Consider the following 19,166-nt stretch of genomic DNA (forward strand, 5'->3'; position numbering starts at 1 on the left):
CGCTTTTCGACTGATGTTCTAGACGATAGCCGCAGATTCCGATGAGAACCAATGAATTGAGGTCATTTTGCCGAATCTTTATCTGCTAGCCCTAGTTGTTTAAAGTTTTCAGTAAGTGTTTTCACGGAAAGGTGTGCAGGGATACGAAATATTGCTGAAGTTTGTATGAGCTTCGTAAATTACAGATTTCTCAACGTTCAGTTATTTAAAGCAAGCCAATTTGAGCACCATAGCATTGCTTTAAACAGAGTTCTGTGGTTCGGTCAATGTCATTTTTAAATGCCATAGATTGAATCTCACAGACAGGCTGATGCTGATTCAAGGTGGGGCGGAGAGTGGCGGTAAACCTCACGCTCAGGCGACAACATTTTAGTTCAAGCCTGTATTAACCTGCCTTAAGGAGGATGACTTTTTGGGGGGACTGTATCTCAAAATACAAAGAGCTGGCGGGATCAACTTGATTCCAACTTGATTCAGATAAATTCACGCAAAATTAAGAAAAAGGTGTGTGAAAAAGCAAAAAAGTGGGAATGATAAAAACAACATGCAGTGCTTCCCTATTTGCTATACAGTTTGAGTGGGGATACTCGAACAATGGTGTCTGTGACTAAAATCACTTCAGATCAGCGTGTTGGATCACTTCCGACGCTGGTTATTTAGCAGACAATTCCTCATTGAAGATGCCCCTCTGAAGACGATGGCAGTCTGCTATGAAAACTACGCATGTAATTCGTAATCTTGTCTCAAAAGCGCTCTACATCAGGAAACTTACTCCTGACATCGAAAATGAAATCAACTATGAGCTGACCCGGTTAGGGCATATTTCTGAAGCAGACTATGAAGCTTTGGAGTTGCTGATGTCAGAGATGGATGCTGGTCGCATCCGCTTGGTTCCAAGTCCATAGCTCTTTGGCGCTTGGTACGTTATTCGTCATATGAGAGTGTCACGGTTTCTAACACAGGGCTGCATCTTCTACTCGCTCGTTACTCAAGACCGGATTCCGTACAGCGTTTCACGGTCATTTGATTTCGTTAGCCGTTGACCTACCACTGAACCGATCGCCAGTAGCTGTTTGTATAAAGTCTTTGTTAAGGTGCTTACGGAAAAAGCGGTATGTGGTGTGTCGCTTTTTTACCAGCATAGACTCGGAGTATTGCGGATTTTACTGGTACTCTCTTTAGATATTTTGCATGGCTGTTGCAGGTTGCCCTGACCCGTTGGGGGTTTGAAGCATTCGATGAAAGCGGCTGCAACTATTAGGATAGTTCGTGCCATGTCCCGCCTGAATGATGTTTGATGGGCAGCGATCGTCTGATGTTCTGCCTGTTCCAGGCGCAGAGGCGATCGCCATCCTTACCAACTAGTCTAAGTCTTACAACACGCTCAGGTGGGAGTTGAGCGTGTTGTAAGCGCTCCATTGGATCGCCGCCTGATGCCCACCTGGTTCCGATCGTAAAGCGATCGGCTCAATCAACGAATCGGCGACGCGGTTGTGCGATCGCTAAGTCAACAGCTTGAGCCGCCCGTAGCAGTTTATGGAACCCGCTAACCGCTAGAAGGCCTCTGGATGCGCTTGCCAAACGTTGCGAACGAGCTCGCGCAACTGTTGATGCGCGATGCCAGGGTTATCTATGGCCGTTGTTCGGTAGTCGTCTATATTGGATTCGGTATCCCCTGCTGGGGAGCAGTATTTGGCATCATCCAAAATAGTCAACAGTGGTATGACCTCAGTGTCTAAGGCCATGCGAAACAGGGACAGTGGACAAATTAAATCTGCCCCCTGGCGCAAGTCGTAGAGAATCAGGTCGGGAGCCGATGCCGGGTTCGCATCATTGAGCTGTTCTGGTAGGGAAGCGATTTTAAGGAATAGGGGACGCACCCAGCACTGTTGTCGCGCCGTTACCACCTGAATGACTTCTGCATACAGGCAAGCTGTTTCATGTTCTAAACAGATAATTTGCGCGGGTTGGATGTTCAGCAACGGGTTCATCGGTCGGTTAGATTAGGAGAAGACTGATCTGAAATGGCAGTGGAGCGTTCTCGCCCTAGTTTTCCCTACTGAATAGAATTGTAGAAGCTACATCTATCCAGCTCCAAACTCTCAAGCCTGAACTGGAGCAAGGATGATATAAATGAAGTTAAGTAACGTATTGCAACGGCTGATTCGACCCACTGCGGCACTGGTTGACTCTTAGCGGTTGAGATCATCAGCTTTTGTAATTTGTTCTGAAGATTCTGAAGATATAGACGGAGAGGTATAGACCTGTGTCAGTCGAAACCATTGAACAGCGTTCAACGGCACGCAAACTTGCACCCCGCTACAAAGTTCTGTTGCACAACGATGATTTCAACAGCATGGAACATGTTGTCCAGACCTTAATGCAGACGGTTAGCAGCTTAACGCAACCCCAGGCCGTTAGCATCATGATGGAAGCCCACACGAATGGTTTGGCGCTGGTTATTACCTGTGCTCAAGAACATGCGGAGTTTTACTGCGAAACTCTAAAAAACCATGGGTTGACCAGCACCATTGAGCCAGACGAATAGTCGAGTTGCAACGGCTTTGCTGTAGTTGTGATTCAGGTGTCTTTTGAAAATCCGGCCTGCCCGACTTGTTGCCTGTACCGTGATTGTACGGTTACTCGCCTTTATTCTGATGCTGTTGGCGTTGTGGTTGCCGCTAGTTGGAGTCATCCACTGGCTAGTTACTGATCAAAACACGGTCAGCATTATTGTAATGGCGTTGCTGTTTGTGGAGTTTCTTTGCTTGCTCCATTGGTGGAGTCGGCATGTTTATGGCACTCCATCGTTATTGCAGCAGTATGGTCTGGTTTGGACCAGACAGAACGCTAAGGATCTGGTTGAAGGGTTGGGCATTGGAGCCATTAGCCTGTTGAGCTTGTTTTTGCTGCAAGGCATCCTGGGTTGGATATCGTGGCAGCCATTGTCGTTAGGACTGATTCAAATCGGTTTAGAAGGGTTGATGGTGGCTCTGGGGGTGGCTCTGGGTGAGGAGTTAATCTTTCGGGGCTGGCTACTGGATGAGTTGCAGCGAGACTATCGGCTGACGACAGCGCTTTGGGCTAGCAGTTTGGCGTTTGCTGTTCTGCACTACATCAAGCCGTTTGAGCAGATGCTGCAATCGGCTCCGCAGTTTTTTGGGTTGGTGCTGCTTGGGCTGACTCTGGTGTGGGCCAAGCGATCGACCTCTAACAAGCAATCCCTTGCTGCCCAGGGTCGGCTTGGTTTACCCATTGGTCTCCATGCCGGACTGGTGTGGGGATACTACATCATTAATGTTGGCGAGTTGGTGGATTACTCTGGTCGTGTACCGGAGTGGGTAACGGGGATCGATCGCAACCCGTTAGCTGGAGGAATCGGAGTGCTATTTTTGGGTGTACTGGCGCTTTGTATGCGCCGCCGTTGCCAGCAGCTAAAGCGCCAAGATCGCCGACACGCAGCCGATTAAGAGCCAAATCTGTTATCCTGGCTATCGTAGCCTCAGGTTAAATTCCAGGCGATGAGTGGGGCTATCAGCGGCGCTAAGACACTGTAGGCTAAAGCACTGTAGGCGAGCGGTACCCCTTGATGAAAGCTATGTCGAGCAAGTCAGATAGTTACACCCTACCCCCAGCGGTTCGTCGAGTGGTTTCGGCCTTTCGTATTGCTGGCTGGGTCGGTTTTTGGGGACAGCTCGTTCTTGCTATCATTTCAAGCCTGGTGTTGCTATTTGCGGTATCCAGCTTAACGGGGCGTGGAGCTAACAATGCTGGTACTGGTGCAGGCTTCTTCTTTGCTATTTGTGGCTTAATTCTGCTTTATGCCGGGGCGTACTGGTCGTTTCGCTACACGCGCCTGTCGCGGCAGTTGCGAACTTCGAACGCTCAGGCTCGTCCTAAACGAGGTGATGCGATCCAGGCCGTGCGAATTGGGTTGTCGATTAACCTGGTTGGAATGCTGCTTACGTTATTAGGCGCACAGGCGATCGTAGGATTACTGCTAGCAAAATCGCTTTCCCAGCCGCAGGGCGCTATTTATTCTGCTGAACGAACAACCCAATTTGTTCAATCGTTAGATATTTTCGTCGTTCAGGCAAATACCAACACGGTGCTAGCGCATTTTGTCGGTTTGGCCGCTTCTCTGTGGCTTGTCCGCTGTCTGAGTCGCTAGTGGTCTTGTGCGCCAACCGCCTGAAGAGCCAGCAATGCCGTTCCGTAGGCGGCCTCGGTGTGTAGCGATCGCCCCACTGGTACTTGCAAATGCCGTTGCCGAATAGCACTCCATGCTAAATTGGCTGCTCCGCCTCCAGCCGTGTAGACCCGCTGGAGTGGGGTGGCTCCAAACTGCTGCAAGCGCTGGTATCCGCTGGCTTCAATCCGGGCAATGCTTTCAAGCAGCCCATGCAGAAATGCGATCGCCTCGGTTGGGCGAGGTTCAAGCCGTGGCGATAGCGTTGGATCGTTAATTGGGAAGCGCTCACCCGGTTGAAGCAGGGGATAGTAATTTAAAGGGCTGGCCTGGTCGGTTGGGATTTGCTGGCTGAGATGGTTTAACTCGTCTGGGCTGAAATAGTGGCGCAGGACGGCTCCCCCTGTATTGGAAGCCCCGCCCACCAACCATAAATTTCCTAACCGATGGCTGTAGATGCCATAACGGGCATCATCTACACGGCTCTGGCTGAGTAGTTTTAAGACCAAGGTGGAGCCAAGGGATGTAACCGCTTCTCCGGGGGTATTGGCACCGCTCGCCAAAAATGCCGCAATGCTATCCGTGGTGCCAGCGCCAATCGCACAACTGGCAGGAATGCCGAGGCGATCGCCAACCTGGGGCTGAATGGTGCCCACTGGTGTACCCGGTGCGACCACGTGTGGCAGTTGAAACGGAGTGGAGCGATTGGTTATCCAGTCGGGGTAACACTGCTGCTCAACGTCATACCCTAACTTGAGAGCGTTGTGATAGTCGCTAACACCCAGTTGACCATGCAGCAGGAAGGCAAGCCAGTCGGCCTGGTGCAAGAAATAGACGCGTTCTGAATAAGACTGGGGTTTATAGTAAGATTCCCACCAGAGCAATTTGGCAAAACTGGATGTGACGTTGATCACGGTGTGATTCGCTGGAGCGATCGTCCGCACATTATCTAGCACCGTCTCGCCACGAGCATCGTTGTAGAGGATTGGCTCAGTGAGCGGTTGTCCTTGAGCGTTACAAAGTAACACCGTTGACGACGTGCCATTAATAGCAATCGCATTAATAGAGTGGCGCAACGGTCGAGGAATCTGCTCGATTAGGGTAAACAGTGTAGTTTGCCAGGTAGTGGCCCAATGGTGCGATGTTTTGGGAGCAAACTGTAGACTCGTTTGAGCGTGAATTTGGCGGTTGGCATCGATCGCGATCGCCCTTGCCCCAGAGGTGCCAAAGTCAATTCCTAAGTAGAACCCAGACATGGGGATTAATTGGCAGAACTATCTGAAGCAGGCAAACCGGAGTCTGGCGAACTAGAGCCAGAGTGGAGTCCTGGCTGCACGGCAGAAAGACCCTGTAGTTGTGCCAGCAACTCGGCAATGCTCTGGCTCAGGCGCTCGTTGCCGTCGGGCGTGAGATGGATATGGTCGCTGTAGAGCGAGTTAGGTGATTCGACCTGGTTGAACACGGGCAAAAAATCGAGGTATGGAATTCGTTCCATTTGAGTTAGCTCAATCAAGCGCTGCCGAGCGTGCTGCTCGTAATCTCTGGGGCCAGACTCGCCTAGCTCGCGCAGCAAAGGAGTCATGGCTAAAACAAACAGCGCATGAGAGGTATGGGCGAGCGCTCGAATGTGTTGAATGGCCTGCAAGTTTGCCCCAACGCGATCGCCTTCCTCTTGTAAGGCTCGCAGTGCGCCAAGTTTTGTTGGTTTTTGCAGGTAGCGGCTGTATAGTTCTGCAATTGCGATTGGCGGTTTGCGATCGGGGTAGTTTCGATCGAGTCCAACGGGTGCTGCCGATGGAGCCGTCGCAAACAAATCATCTGTATTGAGCAGCAGAATAATGGCTTGAGCTTCGAAATGACCAAATTTCTGTAGATACGCCAATTCGTTTCGAGGCCCCCAGGAGTTTGCCGAAGCGTTTAGGACTTCGACCTGGTCAACCACGCCTTGAGCCGCCTTTGACTGCAACTGTTGCTGTAAGTGGGTTTGTAGACGGGCTGAAATGGTTTGTTCCTGGTCAGTCCACCAGCCGCCGTTGGCGATCGAATCTCCTAGTAGCAGAATCCGCAGGGTTGATCCTGGTCGAGGAACTTCAATATCTTCGCCTCGCATGGAGTACTGATTGATTCTAATTCGATTACCAAAGCGTCGAGTGGCCTGGTTGGGTGCTAACAAATAGCCAATTTGATCATCCGATACATACACTAAAGGATTGCCAAACCCCAGCCACCAGCGCAAACCCAGTTCAAAAATGACGACTAAAACAACAATTAACAGCAAAATAATCAGGACAGTAACCACTTAACGCTCCTTGTTACGCATTAAGGCTGTGATTAGTTTAGTGGTTCAAGGCTCGTTAACAACCCTAATCCAAATGAGTCTTGTCAGATTCAGGGCAAATTATGGCGGTTGGCTAAAGAGTATTGGTGCGCCACGACACCGTAGCCCCAGCTACGGACAAGCATTCAGGCTCAGAGTATGAATTGAGCCATGAGTTAGATAAGAAAAAATAATAAAGTGTAGAACAAAACTCTAAATCTCTTAGTAGGCTGGATACAATCGAGTTGGTAGTGACTTGGATAAAGTCACCGTTAGACCCGGCCCTTCTGTCTACAACTTTAAACCGATAACTTTAAGCTTTGAGTTAGGAGGACACGGCTCAGATGACAGACTTTAATCGGGGAATTATGAAGTTCAAAGGAGCGGATAGCCCAACTGCAATTACGCTTTCGGCTCTAGTGATTCTGGGTTCAATTGCCGCTTTAATTGTGTGGGCGTTGCAATCGGCTTATGTGATCAATTGAGTCGCGGTTAGATCCAGTGGGTCGCTTGATTTAGATCGGGTCGTAGCTGTTGTGTTCGTTTGGTTGGCTAATTAACTATAAATTGATCTTCGGGGTAGTGCGATCGCGCTACCCTTTGTTTTTAACGGAATTAGCAGATCTGGCAACGGCTACAACCTTCCAGGGCACGATCGTGGATGGCTGCTGCTAAAACATACTACAATTATGCTACAATTCGTAGTTGCAATGCTAATAGGTTGACATGGCTAGGTCAGGAATACTGTTAGCCGTCAAAACTCTGCTTTTACCTGGCTGAATCCACGCTGTAAAACAGGGGAGGTGGTGCGGGTTATGCTCTGACTTGATTGAGACGGGATAGAACCCAACCCGTTTGATCTGGTTGACGAGGCGATCGCCTGAAGCAGTCACTATTCTTCATTGTGGGTTAGAGGCGGGAGCCAGATTTAGCTCAGGCTGTCCTGGGTTAATTTGAAGTGCGCTCCATTGATGAACGGATGCGATCTATCTAGCCAGTGGGTCATCGCTGGTGAGGGGGGAACAGTCATGGCAACGTTTCGAGATATTGTGGGCTACTACAAAAACTATTGGGCGATCGCTGTCCTCAGCATTGCTGCCAGTAGCCTGTTTGAAATTATTGATCTGGTGGTGCCCTACGCAATTGGGCAAATTTTGAACGTTTTGTCTCAGCAACGGTTGGATACTGTGCTGCAACGCTCGATTGACAGCATAGCCGTTATGACTGGGCAACCCGTTGGGCGATCGCTGTCCCTGGCTGTGCTGTTAAGCCTTATTTTTGTAGTCACTGTTATTAGAGCGCCAATCCAGCCCTGGTTAGGAGCCTGGTTTCACTGGGACATAGCCCTGCGAACACGGCGCGATCATAGTGCCCGCACGATCGAGAAAATTTTGACGCTGCCGCTAGAGTTTTATGACGAGAACAATCCTGGACGGATTGCCGGACGGGTGGCTAGAGGATTGTCAAACCACACCTGGACTTACCCAGAAATTTCTGGACAGCTCATTCCCAAGCTGTTTCGTGTGCTGGGCATCTTTTTCGTCATTCTGGCGATCGACTGGCGGATTTCGGTTCTGTTTCTGATTTCTTTTATCTTTATCTTGAGTTTTACCCTGCGAGATCTCAAGAAGCTGATCAACCGAGAAGCGGTACTCGATCGCTACATGGAAAATACAGAAAGCCGCACTTCAGAACTGATTACCAACATCAAAACGGTGAAGGCATTTGCTTCTGAGTCGGCAGAATTGGCCAGACAGCAGCAGCGACTAGAACGCGAGTTCAAAGTGGTGGACTATCGCATTCATCGGGGCTACATTCAATTGTTTACCTGGCAACGGCTAATTATCCAAATTTGCGTCTTCGTGGTTCTGGGGCTAACGCTGGCAGCTACCTTACAGGGTCAGATGTCTTTGGGGCACTTTGTCACCACGCTCACCGTGTCCAGCATGGCCTACGCTGAACTGGAGCCGATTAGTAATTTGGCTGAAATCTTTGCCCGTCGCTATGCCTCAATGCTGCGCTTCCATGAATTTATCCAACGCCCTGCTGGCATTGATTCCATGAGTTTGCTGGCTAACCCAGACGCCATGAAAACCTACCAATTTACCGGAAAGGTTGATTTTTCAGACGTGACGTTTGGCTATGAAGCCGATCGCCCCGTATTGCAAGGGGGCAGTTTGCTGATCGAACCCTATCAAACGGTAGCGCTGGTTGGGCGTTCTGGTTCCGGGAAGTCAACGTTGGTCAAGCTGCTGTTCCGCTATTTTGACCCGCAGTCGGGCTGTATTCGCATGGATGGGCAGGACATCCGTTCTCTGGATGTGACCGGGTATCGACGGCGACTGGCGATCGTTCACCAGGAGGTGGATGTATTCAACGGTACCCTGCTCGATAACCTCACCTACGGCAACCCTGCGGTTAGCTTCGAGCAAGTCGAGGTGGCCTGCCGGATTGCCAGAGTGGATGAATTTATTCACCTGCTGCCGCAAAAATACCGTACCGTTGTGGGCGAGCGAGGGGTGCGATTGTCGGGCGGGCAACGGCAGCGCCTGGGGATCGCCAGAGCGTTGCTGGTTGATCCCGATGTGCTGGTGTTTGATGAGGCAACATCCAGCCTGGATTACGAGTCGGAGCGATCGATCCAACTGGCCATGCGAAGTATCTTAGGAACCCGCACCACCATCATCATTGCTCATCGACTGAGCACCGTCCGCGAAGCCGACAAAATAGTAGTGCTGGATCAGGGACAGATCGTTGAAGTTGGCAACCATAGCGAACTGCTTAGTCAGCGGGGCATTTATCACCGTCTGCACGCGCTGCAAGAAACAGGAGAACTGCTGGTTTAACTGAGGTTAGATTCAATTCATTGGATTGAGGTTAGATTCAATTCATTGGATTAGTAAAAGAGACGTTCCAGCGGAACGTCTCTTTAGCGTTTAAGCCTCGTCTTCAATACCCATCGTCAGATCGCTGAGGTCACGATCGGTGGCTGCCACTTCACTTTCCATCTCTTTGGGCGGCGTTTTGATGGTCTGATTTTGCCCCTCAACCCGCTGAACAACCTCGGAGGATGCCTCTTTGCTGACGGACGGATCGCCCGCTAATGCCTCATCTGGATAGGATTCCGCTTGATTTGGCCTTTGGCTGGTCATGTCGTTTCCTCAAATCCGTATGGGATTACGGTAGCGATCGCCCCCCTGTTTGGCCATCCACAGTAAGGGAGAAGTAGGGGAATTGCACGCACATGAGGATAGCTTCCTGCACTGAACCAGCACTGCGGCTATGGATACCAGATCGACTCGATTGTGCTGGCGAGGTCAAGGGCTTGCGACCGGGCTGATGCAGGCGACGTTTGATTGAGCAGCACTGTTACATGGCCTAATTTGCGCCCCGGACGCGATACGGTTTTACCGTACCAATGCACATGAGCGTTGGGGATATCGGCCATTTGCTGACGCTGGCTTAGATAGTCACTGTCGGAATGCTCGAACCCCAGCAGATTCACCATCACTGCCGTATCGGCTAAAAGCTGTGGTTTACCCAACGGCAAACCACAAACCGCGCGTAAGTGCTGCTCGAACTGAGACGTAACACAGGCATCTAGCGTGTAGTGACCGGAATTGTGCGTCCGTGGGGCAATCTCGTTGATCAAAAGCTGCCCGTCTGTGGTCAGAAATAGCTCAATGCCAAAGATGCCCACGACTTGCAAGCTTTCCAACAGCGTCCGAGCGATCGCTTCTGCTTGTTGGGTAATGCTTGAATCAAACTCCTGAGTTACCACGACTCGCCGACAAACTTGCTGCTCTTGCTGGGTTTCGACCAGTGGATAGGTGATAATCTCCCCAGAGATGGAGCGCGCCGCCATGATTGCCAGTTCACGCTCGAAGGGCACAAATCGCTCAATCATCAATGGCTGATTCGCCATCTGCTCCATCACGCCTTCAAGCTCTGCCGGAGCCTTGAGAATAAACGTTCCCTGCCCGTCGTATCCCAAGCGCCGACTTTTTAGCACAATTGGAAACTCTAAATATCCTAACTGAGCAAAGTCTGGCAAAAAAACAGGCAGATCAACATCGGCAAATTCAGGAACAGGCAACCCTAACCCCTGGAGGAAACGGCGCTGATGGTACTTGTCTAGCAAATGTGCCAGCGAGGAAAGCTGAGGATAAAAACAAATGCCTTGCTGTTCTAACGGAAAGAGAGCTTCTAAATTAACAAATTCGTTCTCGAAGGTGATGACGTTACAGTGTTTGGCTAACTCGGCGGTCGCCATTGCATCATCCACCGCGGCCAGAATTGTGTCCGTGGCGATCGCCACGGCTGGATCGTCTGGGTTAGGGGTTTGGACAACCAACTCAATTCCTAATGCATTGGCGGCATCTGCCATCATCCAGGCCAGTTGCCCCCCACCAATCACGCCTACTCGTTGCTTCATTAGCGGCAACCCAGGGAATCGCGAGTGGTAATGCCTGTTTTAGAATTGACCCCACTCGCCCGACTGCACAGCTCTTTTACCTGAACTCCATCCAGAATGGCATCGCTGAAATCGGCTCCGGTAATATCAGTATCGCCAAAGGTCGATCGCAGCATGATGGCCTCCACAAAGACGGCATCGCTCAAGTTGGCTCCTTGAAAATTAACCTGGTCGGCCATAGCGTTGGTTAAATCGGCACCATGTAAGTTTGCCATTGTCATGACTGAGGCGCTAAACACCGCTCCACGGATATCAGCATAGCTAAAGTCAGCCAATTCGAGGTTCGCGTTAGAAAATTCTGATGCTTGCAGGCTTTGGCCTGAGAAATCGCGTCCTTTTAGCTCAGCATTGCTGTAAGACATTGGAGTCGTCCAGTCGGCATGGGCTGGAGCGCTCCAGCCGCACACTAAAATAATTAGCAAACCAGCAAACAGTCGTTGCCACATTGTAAGTTTCGGTTGATTTGGGTGATCGAAGGCTGGCAAGAGGGTTACGCCAGTATTATTATCATTATCTTGCCAGGATTTGAGCGATCGCGCCTATGGCCGAGCGGTATGGCAACGGATTCATTGGGGTAGTGCGATCGGAAAATGAATGCTGACCGTGGTTCCGGTTGCCATCGCCGATTCAATGGTCAGTTCGCCGTGGTGGGCTTCGACAATGCGCTTGGCGATCGCCAGCCCCAACCCATTGCCGGAGGGTTTCGTGGTTTGAAAGGGTTGCGTTAGTTTGGGTAACAGTTCGGGTGGAATCGGCTCGCCACTGTTGTGAACTTGGATGCATACCTGCTGCTGGCTAGGAGCAAGCTTTATCGTCCAGGTGACCACGTCTCCCAGAGAAACGGCTTCACAGGCGTTGCTAATTAAGTTGATGAACACCTGCCTCAGCTTGTCTTTGTCGCCCGAGATGTTGATAGGCATTGGAGCAGCAACAAAGTGAATCTGTCGTCCGGCGGCAACAGGCATACTGCGTAGCGAGTCCAAGAGTTCTACTATCAGGGCATTTAGCTCTAGTGCACTCATCTGTAGACTTTGTTGTCTGGCATACAGCAGAATTTCATTGAGTAGCCGTTGCAGGCGATCGGACTCTTCCAGGGCAAACGCCAGTCGGGTTTGTGCCCGTTCTGGCAACTCCAACTGCTGGAAAGACTGTAAACCCAGCAGGATTGTAGTGAGCGGATTTCGCACCTCATGCACAATCATGGCGGCGAGTTCGCCAATTTCGGCCAGTTGTGCCATTGCTTTCTCAGTTTGTTTGCGTTCGCTGATATCACGAGCCAGAGCCAGCAACAGCAGTTGTCCGCCTGCTTCAATCAAGCTGGCGCGTACTTCAACCGGAAAGCGGGTGCCGTCTTTGCGCCGATATTCTCCGGTTATAGTGATGGACACTCCTGGCGCTAGCCGCTGCCAACCCGTCCGAAACTCCTCTAACGTTACCTGGGTTTCGATGTCTTGCACCGTGAGCTGCATTAGCTCTTCACGAGTGTATTTCAGGTAGTTGCACGCCTGCTGGTTGGCATCCAAAATCTTGCCTTCAGCATTCACAACAAAAAATGCATCCGCTGCTTGCTCAACCAGGGTTCGGAACCGCCTTTCGCTGTCCTGCAATCCTTCTTCTGCCTGCTTCCGCTGGGTGATGTCATTGGCAACCGTGAGGAGAAGTTCCTGCTGGCCGATTTTGATAAGCTCGGCTGAAAACAGCACGGTTTTTTGTTCCCCTGATTTCGTTCGGAATCGATGCTCGTGATTGCGAAAGGCTTTTTTGTCGCGTAGCAGGGCGATCATGCTATTGCCAGCATCCAGGTTGCTCCAGAGCTGTAGCTCCACGGGGGTATGGCCGATCGCCTCCTCTGGAGTGTATCCAAACACACGCTGAAAGCTCTCGTTAACGACGATAAATCGCCCCTCTGGAAAGGTGCCCAAGGTCACAGGGTTCGGGCTGCACTGAAACGCCGCTGAAAAATTTTGCTCTGATAACCGGAGCGCTATTTCGGCTTGTTTGCGTTTGGCGATCGCCTCCGAAATTTGCTGATACATCTGGTTAAAGGCGGTAATCACTTCTCCCAATTCATCCTGACGATGGCTGGAAGCCGAATAAAACGGCTGGGGTTCTGCGTCGTTGCTAATGGCTTGACCCGCATTCAACAGGTCGCTCCGCAGCATCAAGATGGGTGTAATCAGGGTTGGTTCTAGTGCCATCAGGGTGGCGATGGTGACAAAAATGCTCACAATTAACACCAATCCGGCAATGCGTCCGATGAAGGCCACCACTTCTTGCTGTACCGTTGTCGCATCGTGACGAATGATTAAAATGTACTGACCGTCCAGCGGCGACATTTCCCACACTGCATCGTAGCGGGTTCCGTCCCGGCTTAAAAAATCACTCCGGCGATCGCTTAGCAGGGATGCCGCCGACAGTTCGGGAGCCTCACCAAAACTGCCAATGAGCACCCCCTGCGCGGTGTATAGCGCTCCGCCGGAAACGTTGCGATCGGCTTGAATGTGCTGAAGTTGTGCTAAAAGCTCGGTGCCAGAGCGGGTGCGGGTACGGTGTTCCCACATCGCAGAAAGCACGCCTGAGGCATGGGCAGCAGAAACCTCCTTGAGGTGAAACAGCAACTCTCGCTGCCGCCGATAGACCGACGGAATCAGAATGACGGCTTCAATGGCGACAATGCTGGCAAACACCCAAAGAACGATTCGTTGTGATAGCCGAGCTTTAAATAAATGAGATACAGCTCGCAGCCTGGCTGACACGTCTGCACTCTCCTATGGGGCTATTGGGTAAAAGTGCTGATTTCCAAGAGTCGGCAAGGCGCTGTTGAGGGAGAGCCGCTTCAACTTCTAGCGAACAGATCACCAATGAAGTATAGAGATTTTATCAAGGGACTGCATTTCCGCTACTGTTTCACAGTTTTTCTTTGTATTCGCCTAAGTTATTCGGGATTGGTGTGCAGGTGGCGATGGTTGATCAAGAATTGAGCTTCTTCTGCTCGATCGCCGTTGGGATAACGTTGCACGATTTGTTCTAAAGAGCCGAGTTGACCACTGAGGGCATATTTAGAAAACAGTAAGTCATCAATGTAGACGCTTTGCGGGAAGGTGCGCTGCAATTGCTCGATCGCCTCATTCAGCGCATTGAGATAATCCTGCTCATACTGGTCGTATTGCGATTGCCATTCATCGTAGTAATCGAGGTTAGCTGCTGCGGTTGGATCGGGAATGGCGATCGTGCTCTTAACCCCTGCCGGGGGATGAATACGAAAGGTTTCGCCCAACGGATGGTCTTCCCATTGCCAGAGCAGCGTTTCGGTTGCCATGTAAATTGCTTTCTCGCGCATGGAAGCAGGAATATTGGGATCGTCCAACAGCTTTTGATAGAGGGACAGGGCGATCGCGTTCTGGCTCCCTTGCTGGTAGGACAACCGCACCGCCTCTGGCGATCGCACCGCCTGGTTACAAACCCAAAAAATGGTGCAGTAGTAGTTGCTCCAATCTCCGGTCGGCAATAAAGCAGTACGGCCATCGTCCCACACCGCTAAATAACCATTCTTCCAGCCGCCTTCTCCAGCCCAATTTGAGGCCAGTTCATACCGAGACTGAGGTGTATTGGTGGCCTGTAATTGTTGCAACTGGTGCCACTTTTGCCGTTGCTCTGCCAGCAAGGTTTGCATATCCTCCAGGGTTGTGTTGGGGCGGAAGGCATACCCAAACCGCTCATCGGCACCGTAATACCTCTCTAATACCTCTTGAAGCGGCGCAAAATTTAGCCCGTTCGATGTTTGCAGGGCTTGGGCGTAGTCCTGAGCGCGGGCCTGATGTACAGCCAGAGCATACTGAAATAATGGGGCGATCGCCTCATTTTGATGCTGCTCTAGTACCGTTGCCAGTTGGTCGGTGGTTAGTCCAACATCCAGCAGCGATCGCACGTGCGGGTAGGCCAAGTAAGCGGCATCGCCATCCCCAATAGGTTGCGTCATCAAGGCGATCCAGTGTTCCATTGCCTCCATCACCTTGTTCTGGTCTTGCAGGCTCCGAGCCAGAAAATAGGTAGCGTCGTCGGCTCCAGGATGATCGGAGTACTGGTTTAGCCATGTTTGCCAATTCTGTTCTCGCTGGGCGGCTGGGGTCTGTTCTGCCTGCTCTACACTGGTTTCGCTGCGCGGTTCTCCACCAAAGTAGTAGATTCCCCTCAACTCTCCATATTCTTTTGATGCCCGAATGAACCTGGACTGGGGATACTGCTCGGCCATGCCTACCAGCAAATAGTAAGCGTGGGTTCCCCAATCGACTGTTTGAGGGAAAAAGCCATAGCTAACGGCGCGAGTCAGGGTATGAAGGGGCGTTAAGTCGCCATTGAGGATGGTTTGCAGCAATCTTCTGCCTTGCGGGTCGCCATGCCGATTGAGTTCTGCGATCGCCCATACTTGCTCGCTCGATTCAGGATTTGTTGCCAGATGCCGCAATAACGCTGCTCCCAGTGCAGATATCTCACCTGCGCGTATCTCTCCTAAGCGAGTCACCAGGAAATACTCCTGCGTTTGCGGGCTGAGGTTGCGATAAATGTTTATAGCCTGCTGAATTTGAGCTGTCGTCAAGGGGGTACGCTGCTCAAGCTGGTTCCACTCGTCCAGGGCTGGGTCAAGTGCTGGATGGGATGGTGCTGCTGGTTGAGGCGGCAGTAACTCTTCGTAACCTAACAGAGCCGTTAAAAAACTCAAATTAAACTGGCTGTAGTAATCGGGTGATGTTTCCGGTTCTAGATAATCTTGCGCCAGTCGAATCAGGCGATCGCGCGTCTCTGGATCGTCCAAACCAAACTCTGGTTGCCAGTTCCACTCGTAAGGGGCATCAATAGTTGGATCGAGCACCAGAGCAGGATTCCCAGTGACTAAGTAGAAATCGGGCGCTTTTGCCTGGTGCTGGAGCTGCTGTTCTAGCCAGAGGGTTGTGTAGGGCTTGCCAAGTGAGCGGATGCCAACAACGCCATAGGTTTGGCGCGTTGGATCGGCAGAGCGAGCGTAATACGCTAACAGCGGATAGGCTCTGGCACCATAGCGTTGCCAAACAGGATTGGCGAGCTGATTGTTACCCCATTTCAGGATCATCAGATCTTGCCGCACCGATCGAGCGATCGGCTGCCAAGCTGGGTCAAAGCGGAGACGATCGCGCAACTCGGCATCAATAGAGAGGTTTGTTAGCTCCTCAGGACTGAGCTGTTCTGCTTGACGGTTCGCTTCTTCAGGGGACGGAAGCAGTTGGGGCGATCGCCCCAGTGACAGCCAGCCAACGGCTAACGTTCCAGCCGTTGCAGCCACAATCAAAAGCCGTTGAGTGACTACTAAATTCGTGAAGACCCTAACCATACTGCTGCGAATTCATGAATCGATTTGATCCGCCCAAAGATCAGCCCCACCTGAGTTACCTTGAGGCAGTGCAGATGAGGCTGGAGACGCAGTTAGGAGGTATCTTGAACATCAACTTAGCTGCTGAAATCCAGTTATCTTTCCCTCTTAATAAGTTCTTAAGCTATGGGCTGAATTTGAACTGAATTTGAAGTGAATTGGTTGCAAGCACTACAAATGCCGCAAGTTCCACTAGCCTAACCCCGCTCTTAGGCGCAGAAGGCGGATGTTTGCAAAACTGTAACTGCTGCCCGACTACCACGATTGACCCACAACTATCAATAGTTCGACATGGTTCGAGATGGAGGGACGAGTCGCTGCGAAATTATAGCTCTAAGTCCCCAGAATTGGGATTCTCTTAGGGTCTTAAGGTGGGGCGCGAATCTTTATCGTGCAGCACCGCTCTGCTGTCGTTTTCCTACTAGCTAACTGAGACGCAATCGCGCCTCCGGCAGCATAACGTTGGAGTTGGTATGCTCTGGTTTTCTTGAACTCTGGTCTTAAACTCCCCAGGCAGGATTCGAACCTGCGACCAATCGGTTAACAGCCGACCGCTCTACCACTGAGCTACTGAGGAACGCGAATCTTATCTTAACCAGGTTGAACCCGTTTGGCAAGTCCTAAAACTGTATTTTTGCGAGCAAATTGAACTTTTTAGAGTTCATCTAAAGGCCAGCCCATGCGTAGCTGTGCTAATCGTTGTTGAGCAGCAGGATCGAGCGAGTTGGATAAGAAACGATTGGGCGATCGCTTCTTATGGGTTTGTCGCTGCTTGCGCCGCACGCGCTGATGGGAAAGTTCTACCTCGACCAACAGTTGCTGTGTTGACATCCACTCAGCCCCATAACCAACTACGGTTAACTGTTGCGCTCGGTCGGAGGTTGCTACAATCAGCCGCTGTTCAAACTTGCGTAGGTCGCTACGAAATAGGGAACAGGTTCGCTCAATATAAGAATCTGCGGTTTGGCGATAGTCGGTGTAGCAAATAGACAACGTTGGTGTAACCACTTCGCGGCTACCCGGTGTGTCTTGGTATTGCGCGTCAAAGACAATTCTGGTGTCAAACCCGTGAAATGCACTGTATCCGACCAGTGCTTCGATTAACTCTCGCCGCGCTGCTTCTAAACCATATCGATCACGAGCGCATTGCAAATTAGACCAGGCTCCAATTACGTTGTAGCCATCTACCAGTAGCAATGCCTGCGGTTTAGGGCGTGGCATGGTTAAGTCATTAGATAAACATCAGGTCAGAGCTATTTCATATTCTTATCATGCCACTTTTTTGTTGCATTATGTGAATCATCTGGAGAAATAATGAACGCCAGACGACTGTTGTAGATGCTTGGGAGATAAGGTTGAGAGCCAATTGAGGTGAATCGTGCAAATTCCGGCGCTACTCTAGGCCGCGTCTGGCGTTTGCATTAGCCGCTGTTTTAGCCGTTCTGGATCGCCGTCATCTACCACTTGCCCTTGCTCTAGTAAGAAAGCTCCATCACAATAATCCAGTTCATCTAGCCGATGCGTGACCCATAGCGCGGTTAGCCCTCTGCTTTTAACGAGTCGCTGAACCTGCGCTACCAGATCGAGCTGGCTATCTGGATCGAGAAGTGCAGTTGGTTCATCCAACAGTAAAACGTTACAGTGACGTGCGATCGCTCCTGCAATGGCAATGCGTTGCTTTTGGCCGCCGCTGAGTGCGTAAATGGGTCGCCGCTGCAAATGCTGGAGGTTAACGGCGGTTAACGCTTCCTCGACGCGCTGACGAATTTCGGGAAACGACAAGTTTTCGTCTACCAATCCAAACGCAATATCGGCTCCAACGGTGGGCATCACCAACTGGTGATCAGGATTTTGAAAGACAAAACCCACCGGGGGGAGAACGTCGATTTCGCCAGATTGGGGAACGAGTAATCCCGCCAGCAATCGCAGAAGGGTCGATTTTCCGCTGCCGTTGGTGCCCAACAGCATCCAAAACTCGCCCCTGGGAACGGTCAAGGAGCAGTTACGCAAAACAGAATTGCCCGATGACCATTGAAAGGTTAAGTCTCGAATGGCGATCGCTGGTACGGGAGGGTGTGTCATGGTTTATCTAAAGCAGGTATACGCTATTCTGCCAGGGCGAAAAAGCCTGGAGGTCTACCCGAAGCGGTCGCGGTGCTGGACTTTTCAGCCATTTGCACTGCCGAAATTTCGCTCACAAGAATACCGATTGTCTTCTCTACTTGCTGCTCACAGGTCAGCTCTAACACGGTAGGATTTCCATTCCGAAGGGCATCTAGAATTTGCTGATACAGCGCTTTTGCGCCTTCGGCTGTTTTTCGCTGCACCGACAACGCCATCGGTGTACTTTTCAACGTCACGTCAATAATGAACATATCTTCTAAGGACTATCCAACTGAATTAGCAGAACCAATTTCTATTATCTCAAATGTTTTCAACTGTCTTAAACCACTTGGTCTAAGCAAGTTTCCGCTGCTGCACCAAACTAACTTAGCGGAAAGAGTGAACAATCTGAGAGAGTATCGATATAATGAGTAGAAGAGTAAAGAAAAGTAAACTCTACTCAGATTTCATCGCGTTTTCTGCTCTTGAGTATGAGAACGCAGTGTCATTAACACGAAATCATCTGTAGTTATATATTTGGAGATTCGCGCTATGACCATAGCAATGGGACGAGCGCAAGCCAATCGAGGATGGTTTGATGTCCTCGATGACTGGCTAAAGCGCGACCGATTCGTCTTCGTTGGCTGGTCTGGTCTACTGCTGTTCCCCTGCGCCTACC

Annotated in this window: 18 protein-coding genes, 1 tRNA gene and 1 pseudogene; 7 read left to right on the forward strand and 13 right to left on the reverse strand. The window is 50.8% G+C overall.

Features of this window, described 5'->3' with window-relative positions; translation table 11 throughout:
- Nucleotides 1-710: 710 nt before the first annotated feature.
- Nucleotides 711-905, forward strand: coding sequence for a hypothetical protein (locus tag IQ268_RS19680; RefSeq protein WP_193882913.1), 195 nt, complete (start codon nt 711-713; stop codon nt 903-905).
- Between the two features lie 273 nt (nt 906-1,178).
- Here the strand turns inward: IQ268_RS19680 and IQ268_RS19685 are convergent, their stop codons facing one another.
- Together IQ268_RS19685 and IQ268_RS19690 are read right to left on the reverse strand one after the other, a co-directional pair.
- On the reverse strand, nt 1,179-1,352 hold the full coding sequence (locus tag IQ268_RS19685; RefSeq protein WP_193882915.1) for a hypothetical protein: 174 nt from the start codon (nt 1,350-1,352) through the stop codon (nt 1,179-1,181).
- A gap of 201 nt (nt 1,353-1,553) precedes the next feature.
- On the reverse strand, nt 1,554-1,991 hold the full coding sequence (locus tag IQ268_RS19690; RefSeq protein WP_193882917.1) for a hypothetical protein: 438 nt from the start codon (nt 1,989-1,991) through the stop codon (nt 1,554-1,556).
- 275 nt (nt 1,992-2,266) lie between these two features.
- On the opposite strand from IQ268_RS19690, the gene clpS reads away from it, so the two are divergent.
- The 3 genes from clpS (at nt 2,267) to IQ268_RS19705 (ending at nt 4,171) form a co-directional block, all read left to right on the forward strand.
- Entirely contained in the window at nt 2,267-2,548 is a 282-nt protein-coding gene (gene clpS, locus IQ268_RS19695) for an ATP-dependent Clp protease adapter ClpS (protein ID WP_193882919.1), read from the forward strand.
- Nucleotides 2,549-2,591: 43 nt separating this feature from the next.
- Complete coding sequence (locus IQ268_RS19700; RefSeq protein ID WP_228035532.1) at nt 2,592-3,470, forward strand: CPBP family intramembrane glutamic endopeptidase; 879 nt, start codon at nt 2,592-2,594, stop codon at nt 3,468-3,470.
- Between the two features lie 128 nt (nt 3,471-3,598).
- Complete coding sequence (locus IQ268_RS19705; RefSeq protein ID WP_193882921.1) at nt 3,599-4,171, forward strand: DUF3611 family protein; 573 nt, start codon at nt 3,599-3,601, stop codon at nt 4,169-4,171.
- On the opposite strand, the gene IQ268_RS19710 is transcribed toward IQ268_RS19705, so the two are convergent.
- Nucleotides 4,168-5,445 (reverse strand): FGGY-family carbohydrate kinase, encoded by a 1,278-nt coding sequence (locus IQ268_RS19710; RefSeq protein ID WP_193882923.1) that lies wholly within the window; start codon nt 5,443-5,445, stop codon nt 4,168-4,170. The genes IQ268_RS19705 and IQ268_RS19710 overlap by 4 nt on opposite strands.
- Before the next feature lie 5 nt (nt 5,446-5,450).
- The gene (locus IQ268_RS19715) at nt 5,451-6,488 is read right to left on the reverse strand and encodes a GDSL-type esterase/lipase family protein (protein ID WP_193882925.1); all 1,038 of its coding nucleotides are present in this window, start codon (nt 6,486-6,488) and stop codon (nt 5,451-5,453) included.
- 362 nt (nt 6,489-6,850) lie between these two features.
- Between IQ268_RS19715 and IQ268_RS19720 the strand changes: the two genes are divergently transcribed.
- Together IQ268_RS19720 and IQ268_RS19725 are read left to right on the forward strand one after the other, a co-directional pair.
- The gene (locus IQ268_RS19720) at nt 6,851-6,991 is read left to right on the forward strand and encodes a hypothetical protein (RefSeq protein ID WP_193882927.1); all 141 of its coding nucleotides are present in this window, start codon (nt 6,851-6,853) and stop codon (nt 6,989-6,991) included.
- A 543-nt stretch (nt 6,992-7,534) separates the two neighbouring features.
- On the forward strand, nt 7,535-9,352 hold the full coding sequence (locus tag IQ268_RS19725; protein WP_193882929.1) for an ABC transporter ATP-binding protein: 1,818 nt from the start codon (nt 7,535-7,537) through the stop codon (nt 9,350-9,352).
- Nucleotides 9,353-9,442: 90 nt separating this feature from the next.
- On the opposite strand, the gene IQ268_RS19730 is transcribed toward IQ268_RS19725, so the two are convergent.
- The 9 genes from IQ268_RS19730 to IQ268_RS19770 all read right to left on the reverse strand — a co-directional run bounded on the left by IQ268_RS19730 (nt 9,443) and on the right by IQ268_RS19770 (nt 18,759).
- The gene (locus IQ268_RS19730; RefSeq protein ID WP_193882931.1) at nt 9,443-9,658 is read right to left on the reverse strand and encodes a hypothetical protein; all 216 of its coding nucleotides are present in this window, start codon (nt 9,656-9,658) and stop codon (nt 9,443-9,445) included.
- A gap of 128 nt (nt 9,659-9,786) precedes the next feature.
- A complete protein-coding gene (locus IQ268_RS19735) occupies nt 9,787-10,941 on the reverse strand; it encodes a 5-(carboxyamino)imidazole ribonucleotide synthase (protein WP_193882933.1) in 1,155 nt (384 codons plus the stop codon).
- Complete coding sequence (locus IQ268_RS19740) at nt 10,941-11,426, reverse strand: pentapeptide repeat-containing protein (protein ID WP_193882935.1); 486 nt, start codon at nt 11,424-11,426, stop codon at nt 10,941-10,943. The genes IQ268_RS19735 and IQ268_RS19740 overlap by 1 nt, the downstream gene beginning before the upstream one ends.
- 120 nt (nt 11,427-11,546) lie before the next feature.
- A complete protein-coding gene (locus IQ268_RS19745) occupies nt 11,547-13,736 on the reverse strand; it encodes a PAS domain S-box protein (RefSeq protein WP_193882936.1) in 2,190 nt (729 codons plus the stop codon).
- A gap of 179 nt (nt 13,737-13,915) precedes the next feature.
- A complete protein-coding gene (locus IQ268_RS19750) occupies nt 13,916-16,345 on the reverse strand; it encodes a hypothetical protein (RefSeq protein ID WP_193882937.1) in 2,430 nt (809 codons plus the stop codon).
- 544 nt (nt 16,346-16,889) lie between these two features.
- Nucleotides 16,890-16,961 (reverse strand) — tRNA-Asn (locus IQ268_RS19755).
- A gap of 77 nt (nt 16,962-17,038) precedes the next feature.
- The gene (locus IQ268_RS19760; protein ID WP_193882938.1) at nt 17,039-17,605 is read right to left on the reverse strand and encodes an NYN domain-containing protein; all 567 of its coding nucleotides are present in this window, start codon (nt 17,603-17,605) and stop codon (nt 17,039-17,041) included.
- 177 nt (nt 17,606-17,782) lie between these two features.
- Complete coding sequence (locus IQ268_RS19765) at nt 17,783-18,466, reverse strand: energy-coupling factor ABC transporter ATP-binding protein (protein WP_193882939.1); 684 nt, start codon at nt 18,464-18,466, stop codon at nt 17,783-17,785.
- A gap of 23 nt (nt 18,467-18,489) precedes the next feature.
- Complete coding sequence (locus IQ268_RS19770; RefSeq protein WP_193882940.1) at nt 18,490-18,759, reverse strand: hypothetical protein; 270 nt, start codon at nt 18,757-18,759, stop codon at nt 18,490-18,492.
- A gap of 280 nt (nt 18,760-19,039) precedes the next feature.
- Here IQ268_RS19770 and IQ268_RS19775 point away from each other — a divergent pair.
- Nucleotides 19,040-19,166, forward strand: a pseudogene (locus IQ268_RS19775) (photosystem II D2 protein (photosystem q(a) protein)); the annotation flags it as partial.

This window comes from Oculatella sp. LEGE 06141, assembly GCF_015207605.1.
Taxonomy (GTDB): Bacteria; Cyanobacteriota; Cyanobacteriia; order Elainellales; family Elainellaceae; genus Oculatella.